The organism is Luteibacter aegosomatissinici, from assembly GCF_023078495.1.
In the GTDB taxonomy this organism is placed as follows: Bacteria; Pseudomonadota; Gammaproteobacteria; order Xanthomonadales; family Rhodanobacteraceae; genus Luteibacter; species Luteibacter aegosomatissinici.
Map to the genome: position 1 here is coordinate 4,234,755 of NZ_CP095742.1, position 13,877 is coordinate 4,248,631.

The 13,877-nt window shown below is 65.2% G+C and carries 16 protein-coding genes; 8 read left to right on the plus strand and 8 right to left on the minus strand.

Annotated elements, in window-relative coordinates; translation table 11 throughout:
- Positions 1-207: 207 nt before the first annotated feature.
- From L2Y97_RS19020 to L2Y97_RS19035, 4 genes are all read left to right on the plus strand, one after another.
- Entirely contained in the window at positions 208-1,563 is a 1,356-nt protein-coding gene (locus tag L2Y97_RS19020; RefSeq protein WP_425492784.1) for a Do family serine endopeptidase, read from the plus strand.
- 267 nt (positions 1,564-1,830) lie between these two features.
- Entirely contained in the window at positions 1,831-3,324 is a 1,494-nt protein-coding gene (locus L2Y97_RS19025) for a substrate-binding domain-containing protein (protein WP_247429769.1), read from the plus strand.
- A 10-nt stretch (positions 3,325-3,334) separates the two neighbouring features.
- Positions 3,335-4,036 carry an HAD family hydrolase gene (locus tag L2Y97_RS19030; RefSeq protein WP_247429771.1) on the plus strand — a complete coding sequence of 234 codons (702 nt, stop codon included), beginning with the start codon at positions 3,335-3,337 and terminating at the stop codon, positions 4,034-4,036.
- A 66-nt stretch (positions 4,037-4,102) separates the two neighbouring features.
- Positions 4,103-5,479, plus strand: coding sequence for a leucyl aminopeptidase family protein (locus L2Y97_RS19035; protein ID WP_247429773.1), 1,377 nt, complete (start codon positions 4,103-4,105; stop codon positions 5,477-5,479).
- Positions 5,480-5,673: 194 nt separating this feature from the next.
- Here L2Y97_RS19035 and L2Y97_RS19040 read toward each other — a convergent pair whose 3' ends face one another.
- The 5 genes from L2Y97_RS19040 to L2Y97_RS19060 form a co-directional block, all read right to left on the minus strand.
- A complete protein-coding gene (locus L2Y97_RS19040) occupies positions 5,674-6,357 on the minus strand; it encodes a hypothetical protein (RefSeq protein ID WP_247429775.1) in 684 nt (227 codons plus the stop codon).
- Positions 6,358-6,377: 20 nt separating this feature from the next.
- Positions 6,378-6,881, minus strand: coding sequence for an Imm21 family immunity protein (locus L2Y97_RS19045; RefSeq protein ID WP_247429777.1), 504 nt, complete (start codon positions 6,879-6,881; stop codon positions 6,378-6,380).
- A gap of 52 nt (positions 6,882-6,933) precedes the next feature.
- On the minus strand, positions 6,934-7,374 hold the full coding sequence (locus tag L2Y97_RS19050; protein ID WP_247429780.1) for a hypothetical protein: 441 nt from the start codon (positions 7,372-7,374) through the stop codon (positions 6,934-6,936).
- 214 nt (positions 7,375-7,588) lie between these two features.
- Positions 7,589-7,924 carry a hypothetical protein gene (locus L2Y97_RS19055; RefSeq protein WP_247429782.1) on the minus strand — a complete coding sequence of 112 codons (336 nt, stop codon included), beginning with the start codon at positions 7,922-7,924 and terminating at the stop codon, positions 7,589-7,591.
- Positions 7,925-8,179: 255 nt separating this feature from the next.
- Positions 8,180-8,662 carry a DUF4019 domain-containing protein gene (locus L2Y97_RS19060; protein ID WP_247429785.1) on the minus strand — a complete coding sequence of 161 codons (483 nt, stop codon included), beginning with the start codon at positions 8,660-8,662 and terminating at the stop codon, positions 8,180-8,182.
- Positions 8,663-8,911: 249 nt separating this feature from the next.
- Here L2Y97_RS19060 and L2Y97_RS19065 point away from each other — a divergent pair, with 249 nt between their 5' ends.
- Positions 8,912-9,271 (plus strand): hypothetical protein, encoded by a 360-nt coding sequence (locus L2Y97_RS19065; RefSeq protein ID WP_247429787.1) that lies wholly within the window; start codon positions 8,912-8,914, stop codon positions 9,269-9,271.
- 22 nt (positions 9,272-9,293) lie between these two features.
- On the plus strand, positions 9,294-10,052 hold the full coding sequence (locus tag L2Y97_RS19070; RefSeq protein WP_247429789.1) for a hypothetical protein: 759 nt from the start codon (positions 9,294-9,296) through the stop codon (positions 10,050-10,052).
- Between the two features lie 65 nt (positions 10,053-10,117).
- On the opposite strand, the gene L2Y97_RS19075 is transcribed toward L2Y97_RS19070, so the two are convergent.
- The gene (locus tag L2Y97_RS19075; RefSeq protein WP_247429791.1) at positions 10,118-10,840 is read right to left on the minus strand and encodes a hypothetical protein; all 723 of its coding nucleotides are present in this window, start codon (positions 10,838-10,840) and stop codon (positions 10,118-10,120) included.
- A gap of 54 nt (positions 10,841-10,894) precedes the next feature.
- Here L2Y97_RS19075 and L2Y97_RS19080 point away from each other — a divergent pair, with 54 nt between their 5' ends.
- Positions 10,895-11,218 (plus strand): hypothetical protein, encoded by a 324-nt coding sequence (locus L2Y97_RS19080; RefSeq protein ID WP_247429793.1) that lies wholly within the window; start codon positions 10,895-10,897, stop codon positions 11,216-11,218.
- Between the two features lie 97 nt (positions 11,219-11,315).
- Here the strand turns inward: L2Y97_RS19080 and trpE are convergent, their stop codons facing one another.
- Positions 11,316-12,791 carry an anthranilate synthase component I gene (gene trpE / locus L2Y97_RS19085; protein WP_247429795.1) on the minus strand — a complete coding sequence of 492 codons (1,476 nt, stop codon included), beginning with the start codon at positions 12,789-12,791 and terminating at the stop codon, positions 11,316-11,318.
- 184 nt (positions 12,792-12,975) lie between these two features.
- On the opposite strand from trpE, the gene L2Y97_RS19090 reads away from it, so the two are divergent.
- Positions 12,976-13,542 (plus strand): hypothetical protein, encoded by a 567-nt coding sequence (locus L2Y97_RS19090; RefSeq protein WP_247429797.1) that lies wholly within the window; start codon positions 12,976-12,978, stop codon positions 13,540-13,542.
- 41 nt (positions 13,543-13,583) lie between these two features.
- Here the strand turns inward: L2Y97_RS19090 and L2Y97_RS19095 are convergent, their stop codons facing one another.
- On the minus strand, positions 13,584-13,874 hold the full coding sequence (locus tag L2Y97_RS19095) for a hypothetical protein (protein ID WP_247429798.1): 291 nt from the start codon (positions 13,872-13,874) through the stop codon (positions 13,584-13,586).
- Positions 13,875-13,877: the final 3 nt, after the last annotated feature.

Here is a 13,877-nt window from a genome sequence, read left to right on the forward strand (position 1 = left end):
GGGTTGAACCTTACGCTCAGGGTGGGTCGTTGTAAAGCATTACCTACGCCTGTCTCAGGGGTTGAAACTGATGCCGAATCGGGTGGTCTCAAACCGCGTGAACGGCATCGCGCGCAAGCGCGCTCCTACAAGGGCACCGCAGATCTTTTGTAGGAGCGCGCTTGCGCGCGATGCTCTAAACCGAGCGCCCCAGCCAAGGAGATCCACATGCCCGCCCGCCCCACCCCGCGGACCCTCATCGCCACCCTCGCCATGGCCCTGGCGACACCGGCATTTGCCGCTATTCCGCCTGCCGTCGATGGCCAGCCCGTGCCGTCGCTGGCGCCCATGCTGGCCAAGGTCACGCCCGCGGTGGTGAACATCTCGACGAAGACCCGCGTACGCGCCCGTGGCGCTTACTACGATGATCCGCTGATCGCCCAACTGTTCGGCCAGGGCATTCCGCGCGAGCGCGTGGAGCAGAGCCTGGGCTCGGGCGTGGTGGTGGATGCGGCCAAGGGCTATGTCCTGACCAACAACCATGTCGTGGGGGGCGCGGACGATATCACGGTCACCCTGCAGGATGGCCGCGACTTCAAGGCCAAGCTGATCGGCACCGATCCGGATACCGACGTGGCGGTGCTGCAGATTCCCGCCGAGCGCCTGCAGGCGCTGCCGGTGGCCGATTCGGCGCAGCTGCGCGTGGGTGATTTCGTGGTGGCCGTGGGCGATCCGTTCGGCCTGGGCCAGACCGCCACCTCGGGCATGGTCTCCGCGTTGAACCGCACGGGCCTGGGCAAAGGCATCCAGAACTTCATCCAGACCGATGCCTCGATCAACCCCGGCAACTCCGGCGGCGCGCTGGTGAACCTGCGCGGCGAGCTGGTGGGCATCAACTCCATGATCTTCACGCCCTCGGGCGGCAACGTGGGCATCGGCTTCGCCATCCCCACCGACCTGGCCACCTCGGTGATGAAGCAGCTGCTCGCCTACGGCAAGGTCCGCCGCGGCAACCTGGGCGTGGAGGTGCAGGACATCACCCCGCGCATCGCCACGGCGCTGGGCCTGAAGGACACGAATGGCGCGGTGGTTACCGGGGTCACGGCCGGCTCGCCCGCCGATGGCGCCGGCCTGCAGACCGGCGATGTGCTCACCGCGATCGATGGCAAAGCCGTGCGCTCGGCGCAGGATGTACGCAACACCGAAGGCCTGCTGCCGCTGGGCTCGCAGGTGAAGCTGAGCGTGCAGCGCGAAGGCGCGGCACGGGATATCACCGCTTCTATAGAAGCCTCGAAGCTCGCCACGCTGGATGGCGCGAAGCTCGACAAGCGCCTGGCCGGCGTGACCCTCACCGATCTCACGCCCGAGCAGAAAGCCCAGGGCCTGTACGGCGTGGCCCTGGCCAACGTGCAGAAAACCTCCGCCGCCTACCAGGCCGGCCTGCGCGACGGCGACGTGGTCGCCCAGATCGGCCAGCGCCGCGTGCCCGGGGTGAAGGGGTTGCCCACTACCGGCACGCTGGGCGGCCGGCAGCTTCTGCTCACCGTGGTGCGCGACGACGCCGTCTACTACGCCGTCCTGTGATGCAGCTCCTGTAGGAGCCCACCCTGTGGGCGACATCTTTCGCGACAGCATCCTAGGGCCTGTTGCGTGGTCGCGAAGAGATGTCGCCCACTGGGTGGGCTCCTACCGTGTCTGCATGTCTCATGAGATTGTTCTTGGCCGACAGGCTACGTTCTGTTTCGGCCCGGCAGGATGCTGAATGACGTCAATGGTGCGCGCGGGGCCCTTATGGCCCACAATTGCGGCCCAAAATCTGCCACCCCGATTAGCCCGGAGTTCTTGCCGTCCATGTCTCTTCGTCTCGCGCGCCTGTTTACCGCCACGCTGATCGGCCTTAGCGCCTCCGCTACCGCTCTCGCCGCCACGCCCCAGCTGATCTGGCGCGGCGACGTCACCACCGCCCGCGGCGTGGTGACCGATGTGGCCAAGGCTTATGAGAAAGCCGGCAAGGGCAAGTTCGAGCTGCAGCCGTTCAACACGGCCTCGGGTATCGATGCCGTCTCGACCGGCACCGCCGACCTCGCCGGTTCGGCCCGCCCCAGCATCGGTGGCAAGGAGCAGTCGCTCACCTTCACCCCGGTGGCATGGGATGGCCTGGTGATGGTCACCTACCCGGCCAACCCCGTCAGCAACATCACTCTGATGCAGCTGCACGAGATCTACATGGGCCACATCACGAACTGGAAGGAGCTGGGCGGCGAAGATGCGCCGATCAACCTCTACGCCGTGGCGAGCCCGGGCGATGGCGTGGAATGGAGCCTGCGCCGCCTGCTGTTCGGCCGCGGCAACCAGCCGGTCGCCGCGCCGCGCCTGTACGTGAACCAGACGAAGCTGGAAGAAGGCGTCACGCTCGATCGCCGTGGCCTGGGTGCCACCACCCTGGCCGGCGCCAGCGGCAATGCCAAGCTGAAGATCCTCTCGATCGATGGCGTGAAGCCGACCGCCTCGTCGATCGCCAGCGGCAGCTACCCGCTGTACACCGAGCTGTACCTGGTGAGCAACGATGCCAGCCCGAAGGCGGCGGAAGTGAAGGAGTTCCTCTCCTTCGTGACCTCCAACCAGGGTGGTTCGTTGCTGAAGGCGCATAACCTGCTGCCGTACGCCGATGGCATGGCGCTGGCTTCGGGCGATGCCGCCCGCCGCCAGAAGATCGCTTCCACCGTGGGCACCCGCGGCAACGTGGGCCAGGCCATGACCACGCCGACCGTCGCCGCTGCCGCTGCGCCGGCCGCTGCTGCCGAAGCCGCGAAGGAAGCTGTCAAGGCCGCCCCGGCGGTCGCCAAAGGCAAAGCGGCGGCTACCGCCAAGGCCGCTGCGGCAGCGACCGAAGCCTCGCCGTTCGCCCACGTCGCCGCCAGCGTCAGCACCACGGCCCACCAGGGCTTCAAGGGCGTCCGCGGCGAAGCCTTCACCTCGTCCGACAACGCGAAGATCGGCGGCAAGTTCGCCAAGGTCACGGGCGATGCCGTGACCGTCGCCGGCAAGAACACCGCCAAGCCGGCGGTGGATGCCAGCGAGAAGTCGACCAAGGTGGAAACGCCGAAGGTCTCCGAGGCAAAGCCGGCAGCGAAGGCCGAGAAGCCGGTGGCAGAAAAAGCCGTGGCCAAGGCCGAGAAAAAGCCGACGGCCGCGGGCAGCAAGACCTACAAGGTCGCCGCCGGTGACACGCTGTATTCGATCGCGAAGAAGAACAACGTTGACGTAAACCAGCTCCGCGCCATGAACGGGCTGAAGGACAACAACGTGAAGCTGGGGCAGACGCTGAAGGTGTCTGCGCGCTGAGATAGCACCCGTGCTCCCCATCCGCGCCATCACGCTCGACCTCGATGACACCCTGTGGCCGGTACTCCCGGCCCTGATCGAGGCCGAGCACTGCGTGGATCGCTGGCTGAAGGCGCACCACCCCGAGGTGGCGACGCAGTGGCCGATCGAGGCCATGCGCGAATTGCGCGAGAAGGTGGCGCGTGAGCACACCCACCTCGCCCACGACTTCAGCGAACAACGCCGCATCACCATCCGCCAGGCCTTCGCCGCCTGCGGTATCGACGATGCGCCAGTGGATGCCCTGTGGGGCATCTACTTCGCGGCGCGCAACAACGTCGAACTCTACCCCGATGCCCTGCCCGCCCTGGAGCGCATCGCGGCAAAGCTGCCGATAGCGAGCATCTCCAACGGCAACGCCGATCTGGAAGTGATCGGCCTGCATCATCTTTTCCACACGCGGATCAACGCCAGCGGTGCGGGCGTGGCCAAGCCGGATCCGAAGATCTTCCATGCCGCGGTCGAAGCGCTGGGCGTGCCGGCGGCGCACATCCTTCACGTCGGCGACGATCCGCTGCTCGATGTGGTGGGTGCCCGCGAGGCCGGTTTGAGAACTGTCTGGCTCAACCGCACCGGCGAGGTGTGGGCGCATGGCCCTGCCCCGGACCTCGAATTTGCAGATATGCGCGGTCTGGCCGATTGGCTTGACGCTTCTGCCACCAGGGTTGGCTAGAATATGGGCGCAACCACCACCAGTCATTGACGCGGCCACCAACTGCCGCGAGGCACGGGAGGCCTGATGTCGCCACTGATCGACCGGAAATCCGGCAAGCGCTCTGTCACCATTATTGAGCTCGTGGACGCGGCTTCCATGCCGGCCATGGAGCAGAAGCTGGGTGCCACGCACCGGCAGTGGCTGGCATCGCTGGGTTTTCGTCCGACCTCCGGCGCCGTCGCCGTCCTGCCCAACAATGCGGGCGGTATCTCCCGCGTGGTGGTAGGCGTCGATCGCAAGGAACCCCTCTCGGTACTGGGCGGCCTGCCGCAGCGTTTGCCGGAAGGCATCTACCAGCTGGCCGACGACTCGATCGTTGAAGACCGCGAGCTGCTGGCCCTGGGCTGGGCGCTGGGCGCGTACCGCTTTGAGCGCTACCGCAAGGCCACCCGCCCCGTCGCACAGCTGCTGGTCGAACCGGCCACGCTGCGCGCGGTGCAGCCGCTGATGGAAGCGGTGTTCGAAGTGCGCGACCTGGTGAACACGCCCACCGAAGACATGGGCCCGGCCGATCTCTCCGCCGCCATCCACGCCCACGCCGCCGAGCACAAGGCGAAGGTGCGCGAGTGGGTGGGCGACGAACTGCTCGCCAACAATTTCCCGACCATCCACGCGGTGGGCCGCGCGAGCCATCGCGAGCCACGCCTCATCGAACTCACGTGGGGCAAGAATTCCAACCCGAAGCTGGTGATCGTCGGCAAGGGTGTGTGCTTCGACACCGGCGGCCTGGACATCAAACCGTCCGATGGCATGCGCTGGATGAAGAAGGACATGGGCGGTGCCGCCCACGCCATCGCCCTCGCCGGCCTGGTGATGAAGGCGCGCCTGCCGGTGCGCCTCACCCTGCTCGTGCCGGCCGTGGAAAACGCGATCGCCGGTAACGCCATGCGCCCGGGCGAAGTCATCCGCACGCGCGCGGGCCACACGGTGGAAGTGGACAACACCGATGCCGAAGGCCGCCTGGTGCTGTGCGATGCGCTGGCCTTCGCGGTGGAACAGTCGCCCGACCTGATCGTGGATTTCGCGACGCTCACCGGCGCCGCCCGCGTGGCCCTGGGCCCCGAGCTGCCGGCCCTCTTCACCAACCGCGACAAGCTGGCCGATGAAGTAATCGGCGCCGCCGAATCCGTGGACGACCCGATGTGGCGCCTGCCGCTGTGGCGCCCCTACCGGCGCATGCTGGAGTCGTACATCGCCGATTTCGCCAACGCGGGGCCGTCACGCCACGCCGGCGCGATCACCGCCGCGCTGTACCTCGAGCGTTTCGTGCCCGAAGGCCAGAACTGGATGCACCTGGACACCTACGCGTGGAACGACGGTGACCGCCCCGGCCACCCCCGCGGCGGCGAAGCCCAGGGCCTCCGCGCGTTCTTCAAATTCCTCTCGACCCGCTATTCCTAAAGCGCGCCAAACGCCTCACGCACCTGTAGGAGCCCACCCTGTGGGCGACATCTTTACGCGACAACGCCACAGGACCTGTTGCTCTTACGCGAACGGCGTCGCCCACAAGGTGGGCTCCTACAGGTGTTAGGTGCTTGCGTCGCCGCTTCGTAGGCTTATCGCGCGCAAGCGCGCTCCTACAGGGGTGGCCGTGATTAGTGGGAGCGACGGGATTTCGCTAACGCGGCCTCGGCCTCAAACATGGTGTTGAGCACCGGGATACCGGCGAGGTCGAACGTTGCAGTGAGATCGGTGCTCTGCACTTCAAGCCGCCCACCCTTCTGCATCCGGCGATCCAGCTGCACCCGATCAGACGCCCGTCGTGGCCGATAAACCCGCAGATCCCCCACGCATCGCCCTTCGAACGACATACGAACGCCATCGAGCACGAACGACACCGGCGTTGCCACGGGGGGATCGACGCAAGGTGCGTCCGGAACCGTCAACGCAACGCCATACGACTTGGTACCGGGCGGCTTCGTGCGCACAGCAACCAGGGCGATCCCCTTCCCAGCCAAGGGATCGAGTCGATACCCACGCCCAGGCCATGCCACCCAGAAGGAAGCTGGGTTGTCGTAATCATGTGCTCGCGACACGAGCTGATACCGAATGATCGCATCAACGACATTCGACGGATGCTCAGCCGTGGCCGGTATCGCATTAAACGTCGGGTTGCTTACCGCGGCCTTGTGATCGTCAAGGGCACGAAAGGTGGCATCGACCTCTGCCTGGCTCGCCGCCGAGGCCGGCGACGGCGACCTCGCTGGGAAACCCTGCGGACCAAAAGCCGCACAGTCTGCCGCCATCAGCTGGGTGGCGGCAACGAGCAGAATCCCCATGGCCCACCGGGTACGCATGCTCAGCCAACCCCACTCAGCCGGTGAAGCAATGCCGAGACGCCACGGTCATCGACTAGCATCGCCGTGGCCAGCTCATACGATGTGCCAGTGAGCGTGGCCACGATAGACGAGGCCATGTCCGACCTCGCGCACGCCGAATCGAACAGAACATGCTCGCCGGGTATCGTGTGGAATGGCCCAACTGACACGAAGGCAACATGACCGAGCCCTTCGCTGAGCGCCGTCTCCATCAGCGCGGCCGAAGGCGCCGAGCGCCACCGCACAATAACGGTGGCGTCACCGAACTGCCGAAGCGACGTAGCATCCGGCTCATCGCCGAGGACGAGTATCCCCGGCGTGCCACCCAGCACACCGAGCTCATCGTCCACGGCGCATGCGCGCTCGTAATCCGTCGTGGCGCCGGCATCCACCGTTCCTGATACACCGCGCCACGTACCCAGCAACGAGCGATGCATGAAGACCAGCGGTCCGCCTTCGGATGCTATCCATGGAAGATCGCTCACGGCTGCGCGCCCTGAGCATGCGGCGGATTGGCTCGAAGGGTGATAGCTCGCATCAGACCAGCACCCTGTCCGGATGCCGCCACCGCCGCCAGGCGCCTTCAATGGCGCCGCTAATTCGCGATAGAAGCGTTCCCTGGCGGAAGAACGAGAAGCCATCCGCCTCCCGCACGTCGTCACTATCCATCTCAACACTGGACATCGAGACCATGACGCAAAGGGTGCGAAAGGGGCCCTTCGCCATCGGCACCACACCATGCCGCGCCATACGCGCCAGCAAGGCGTCCCTGGCCGCCTGTCGCATCACCGGGAACGTATCGATGGTGACAAACACCGTGGTGAAAAAGCCCCTGGTCGTATCCTGACCTTCCATGGAGACAAAGAGGCCCAGCAGCCTGATCATGGCGAGTTTCAATGTGGGCTCGGGGCATTCCGGAGATCCTGGCGCATGACCCGACGAACGGCTACCCGCCGCGCCCTGCACGTCCACACTCATGCCATGCTTCCCCTGTGCGCCAGCGCACGCCAGCATTCGCAAAATCTAGCGAGGGGCTGCCAGAAGTGTCAACGACCGTCGCACCGCCCAGCCTGCACACGCTGGACGCGCCGCCTGTAGGAGCGTGCTTGCACGCGATGGGGGCTTGCCTCACCGCACCGTTGGCTTTTCGCGCGCAAGCGCGCTCCTACGGGGGCGCGGCACGCTTTAGGGTTTAGGCCGCCGGGTCGGCTGGTGTGGGAGCTGGCGGTTGCGTCGCCGCCTCGGCGCGCTTCTGCTTCACCGCTACAACGGCGCGCAGGTTGCGCTCCAGTTCGGCGATGGTGAGCGGGAAATAGTTCTCGTCGCGATCGCTCACGGCCCAGCTGGCAAGGCGTTTGTCGGTGGCGGCCACGCCAATCGCATTAAGCGCCGCGCGTACCTCATCCGGCTTCAGGTCGGTCGCCTGCAGGATCAACTGCCACAGCCAGTTCATCCGCTGCGGATCCACCCCGCGCTGCATGGGCGGGCGCGTGTATTCACCGCGGACGGGCGTGTCGTGTTCGCTCATGGCAGGGTCCTTTTTGGCCTGCGGCCGAGTATAAGCGCGCCGAGCCGTAAACGTTCCCGCCGGCAGATCCCACCAGAGCACGGTGTCGTTTGAAATTCGAACATGGAGCATGGCGATTCCCCCTGTGGGACCGCAGAACCAACACACCGCTGGGCCTTCACCCTGTAGGAGCCCACCCTGTGGGCGACGCTTATCGCGTCAGCGCAACAGGTCCTGAGGCGTTATCGCGAAAGATGTCGCCCACAGGGTGGGCTCCTACTGGACGAAATTGATTTCGCGCTGCACGGGCCGGATCACGTACCCCACCGGGAGCCACCCATCGGCTCCCGGGGCCAACGACACCGTCTCGAAAAGCACCGCTTTTGTGTAATGCGCGAGGAAGATCACATTGAGGTAATCGCCGGCCGGAAGCCCGACCGGGTCGCGCACGCGGGCCATCTCGAACCACTCGCGGCCGACCAGCACGCCGCGATCCACGCGAATCTTGCGCAGGTACCGCACCCACTCGGCGCGCGGCACCATCCGCTGCATCATCATCCCGGCCTCCAGCCACATGGCATCGGTACGGCGGGCATCGGAGAGCTGCACCCAGTGCTGGGCACTGGCCAGGGCCTTATCCAGGGATTTGGGCTGGGGGCCGATCCGCGGCGCATTGGCCACAGTGAGCATCGCGCCCAACGGGGTGGAGGCCGGCCGGCCGGCGGGGGCCTTGCGAACAGGAGCCGTGGCGCTGGGCATTGGGAACCTCCCCCGAGAATACGGCTCCAGCTTGGGCGGGCCGGGCGAATGCGGCAATTCGGCTAGAGGGGGTAATCCGTTCGGCCACGGCGCGGGCGGAGCCTACAAGATGGCCGGAAAAGTGGGCCTTAGGCCCCAATATCCAGCGGGCGCCGACCACGCCGAGCCGGTCGTCGCACCGCTCAACAGGCTATTTGGCAATCCATAGTCTGTAGATCGCCCAATGACGGGTGATACCAGAGACACACCATGAAACGGAAAGCCGCCATCGCGCTGGTGGCATGCCTGGCCAGTTTTCAGGCAAGCGCCAGCGTGAAATCACTTAGCCGAGCCAACTGTATTGCCGGCATCATCAATGAGTCGGTCACCTACGACCGCCCCTCGATGATGAGTCACTTCATGTACACCATGAGCGAGCATGTCGGGTTTGGCGCCGTCGCCGGGCACGCCGTGACTGCGCACTGGGCCTCCACATGGCGTTCGTACGCTGGCGACACGGGGGACAGCAACCACAACACGGTAAGCGGCACCCACATCTTCGGCGACAACATGTCTTCGCTCGCCGTCGAACGGACGATCGCAACCGACTGTAACCTGACGGAGTGGTGACATGACAAGCCGAATCATCGCCATGGCGTTCATGCTGAGCATCCCGGCCGCCGCCGCAACCGATGTCCCGCCCCAGGCCGCGAACGAACGGAATCCCTCAGCCATCGTTCCTGAAGCAAGCCGACTCGATGCCATGCGGTCCGGCGTCGACCTTAGCCGGCTGTCGACAAAGCCAGGCGTACACATCGTTGCGCTCGCCGATTCTCCCTTTACCGGCGCACTGGCAGATCAGATCCGCAGCGACATACAGGCGCAGGCTGAACAGGGCAGCTTCCTTTCGACCCAGGATAACGACGCGGCACTACGCCCCGCGGCTCGCGGCCCCAAAAACCGTCTCGAGCGGTGGCTCGATACCTCGTACCCCTCCCTCGATGCCGCGCGCCCCCACCTCCGCTACGACGCCATGTCGGTTGCCGGCACCGCGCTGGCGCACACCCCCGTGCAGGACATCTATCCGAGCGGAAAACTCGACAAGGGGAAATGGAGCGGAGTCACCCGCACCTGGCTCGTATCAGGCCTCGGCAACATCCAGCTGAGCGAAGCCGAGTACCGCGAATCAGGGACGTCCATTACGCTCATTCGCGAGTGGCTCAATACCCAGGTATCCGGGTTTCCCGCCACGCTGAAAACGGTCCGATACGCATCAGGTACGACTGTCGTGTCCGTGGCATGGGTGACGGATTCAACCTCGTACGAACTGGCTCTACGGCCCCTGGACCCAAAGGCGGTAAAAGCCAACGAACAAGCGCTTCTCGCCTTGGCTAACGACCTCGGCCGTTAGGTGATATGGCGGCAATGGCGCCTTCCGTTCCATTGCCGCCAGCCCATCAACCGAGGCGCGATTAGTCAGCGCTTGCCGAAGGCCAGCACTTCCGCCGTATAGGTCTCGACCACCAGGCTGAAGGGCTGGTTGTCCTGGGTGTAGAGGATGGCGCGGTGGCGCAGCACGTCGTGCGGGATCGGCAGGGGGCCCTGCCCGGCCGCAGGCAGCGGCGCCTCCATCTCCCAGCCCTTGGGCAGGGGCGACCACAACAGGTCGGCACTGATCGTCTGGCGGCGGAAATGCAGGCCCTGCACCACCTTGCCAAACGGCTGGTCGGTGCTATCCAGCACCTGGTTCATTTCCGGGGTGAGCCGTGCCGGGACGTACCAGTTATCGGCCTCGGACAGCACATGGCCGTCGCAGGCCAACTGCACGCGGCGATAGCGGACGGGCTCGTCGGCACCGATTCCCAGCGCGGCGCGATCCTCCGCCGGCAGCGGCTTGTCCTGGCCCTTCACCCGGTTCGCCACGATCTTCGCTTCCGGCGCCAGGCCGTGATCGCCGCACCAGCGCTCAAGGGTGAGCGTGGCGCTGGCATGGCTGAGCAGATCGGCGTTCAGCGTTTCCAGCAGCGCCAGCGCCTGCGTGCGCGAGGCGATATCGTTGGTGAAGGGCGTGCGCGCCTCGGACGGCGACGAGACCGAAGCCATCACCGCAATCGAACCCGCCACCATGATCGTCTTCGCCACCATCACCGACACCTGCATGTTCGTGTAGGAGCGCGCTTGCGCGCGACCCCAGGCCATCACCAGCCCGCTATTATCCGCCCATCCGCGACCCTGCGTAAGTGAGGCCCTGGCATGGCATTCCCGACTGATCGAGCGACCCTTTCGTTGCAGGAAATCTATACGGAAGCCAATTACACGACGGTGATGACGTTCGACCGGTTCGATGAATTACTGACGCATGTCGCCTATGAGTTGAAGGTACCCGTGGGCAAGCTGAGGGTAACGGACCGGTTCGATCAGGAGCTAAAGCCCGCCGGAAGGCCCGAATGGGATGGCGGATTTGCCAGCCTCGCCATCGATATTGAGCAAGGCTTGAAACGGCACAAGCGAAAGCATGAAAGGCCCATCCTGTGGACCGTCGACGAGTACCTTCGCCTGATGAACGAACTCTATTAATTCAGCCAAGGCCTGTTGTAGGAGCGCGCTTGCGCGCGACCCCACGTCAGTGCGAGCACCCCTCGCGTGCAAGCACGCTCCTACATACAAGGGCGGGTTACAGGCCCTTGGCGGCCTGGGCTACCGCACGGAATAGGGCGCGGCCCTTGTTCATGGTTTCTTCCCACTCGGCTGCGGGGTCGGAATCGTAGACCACGCCGCCGCCGGCCTGGACGTGCAGGCGGCCGTCCTGGATGACCGCCGTGCGAATCGCGATCGCGGTATCCGCATCGCCCCACCAGCCAAGCCAGCCGATGGCGCCGGCGTAGATGTTGCGCTTGAAGGGCTCCAGTTCCTGGATGATCTCCAGCGCACGGATCTTCGGCGCACCGCTGACGGTGCCGGCCGGGAACGTCGCCTTGATCACATCCATGTACGACATGCCGTCCTTGATATCGCCTTCCACCTGGGAAACGATGTGCATGACGTGCGAGTAGCGTTCCACCACGAACGATTCGGCGAGCTCCACCGTGCCGGTCTGGCTCACGCGGCCCACGTCGTTGCGGCCCAGGTCGATGAGCATGAGGTGCTCGGCGCGTTCCTTCGGATCGGCCAGCAGCTCGGTTTCGAGCGCGATGTCCTCGGCTTCATCCTTGCCGCGGCGGCGGGTGCCGGCGATGGGGCGCAGCACGACGCGGCCGTTCTTCAGGCGCACCAGGATCTCCGGCGAGGAGCCCACGATCTGGGTGGGACCGATATCGATGAAGAACATGTACGGCGACGGGTTCATCGCGCGCAGGGCGCGGTACACATCCACCGGACGGGCGTTGAAGCCGATGCTCAGGCGCTGCGAGGGCACCACCTGGAAGATATCGCCCGCGCGGATGTACTCCTGCGCGGTGCGCACCATGGCTTCGTATTCTTCGCGGGTGAACGAGGATTTGAAATCGGATTCGTCGAGGGCGACTGACTGTTGGATCTGCGGGTAGCTCACCCCGCCCTGGCGCAGGCGGAAGGTGAGCGCATCCAGCCGGCGCATCGCCTCGGCGTAGGCCTGCGGGCGCGACGGATCGGCATGGACGATGAGGTACAGGCGGCCCTTCAAGTTATCGAACACCGCCAGCTCATCGGCCAGCATGAGCAGCACATCGGGGGTGCCCAGCTCATCGGTCTTGTCCCACTGGGCCAGGCGCTCTTCGATATAGCCGATGGTCTCGAAGCCGAAATAACCGACCAGGCCGCCGGTGAAGTCGGGCAGGCCCGGCAGCTTCGGCACCTCGTACTGCTTGCGCAGCACCTCGATCTCGGCCAGGGGATCCGCCAGGTGGCGGGTCTCGACCACCTCGCCGTTCTCTTCCACCTCCAGTTCATGCCCGCGCAGGCGGTACACGCGCTTTGCCGGCAGGCCGATCATGGAATGGCGGCCCCAGGTCGCCCCACCCTCCACGGATTCGAACAGGAAGGTGTACGGGCCATCGGCCAGCTTCAGGTAAACCGAGAGGGGGGTATCGAGATCGGAGAACACCTCGCGCACCAGCGGGATACGGGTGTAGCCCTGCGCGGCGTAGGCGTCGAATTGTTCGCGGGAGATCATGGGGTCTGGGGATGCCCGGTGGGGTGACCTTGGATTGTAGGGCTAATTGGCTTGTGTGCCCTACCCGGGGGTGCCGGTTGCCTTGGTGGGCGGGCCGCATCGTGATGCCACCCCCTGTAGGAGCGTGCTTGCACGCGATAAAACCTGGCGACAACGCACGCCCCTTCCCGGGTATCGTCTTGGCATGAAAACCCGCCCCCTGACCGCCATGCTCGCCCTTTTCCTCGCGGTGCCCATGGCAGCGAATGCGACGCCGCCCGAGGTACCCACCCTTTCGGCAGCATTGACCCAAGCCCTCACCGAGGCAGGCAGTCAGCCGGGAAGCCAGGCATCGCGATGCGAGCGGTCTTTCCGCGAGTACCTCGCTGACACATCGCGCGCGGTAGACCCGCTACTCGCCAAGGCCCACGGTAGCTTCGCAGTGCTCTGGTCAGTCGCCGAAGACGGACGCATCTCCGGCGCCTGGATAGTCCGGCAGACCCCATCAGGCCGATGGCTGGTGAGCCTCCGCAGCGACGACCCGCCAGAAGACACCGAACTCAACGCGGCAGACGCAAGGCGGTTCACCGCGGCGTGGAAGCGAGTGATGACTGGAAAGATCACCGAAGTGAGGGATGTCGCTGACGGGTCATGCACCCTTACTTACGATGGAAGGCATGCGCGACTGTTTCGTCCAGGCTATGGGATCGCTAGCCGGGCTGATGATGCGCTGCAGGTGGCGTTGACGGTTCTTGATGACGCGTGGCGTTAGCAACATACGCGGCCAGGATTGGAGCGCCGCGGAAATCAATGTCACTCTTGCCGCATCGCGTTGGATCCGTCGATGTCAATCTGCTCGCCAAAGACACAGACGATCACGACATAGCACTGCGCGTATCGCATCTCCTTCAGCGCGAAATCATCCGCAGGAACACCCTCCGAGATCCGTCCGGCATACGTTGCCTGGACAGTGGCTATGGGGCCCGAAACGACTGCCGTCACCTCAGCTAAACGCCCGACGTCATCTCCGTACTCAAGCAACGAACGTACCCGTACATCCTTGTCCGAAACGGTCCCGGTGACGTTACTGATGCGACGATCCATTGC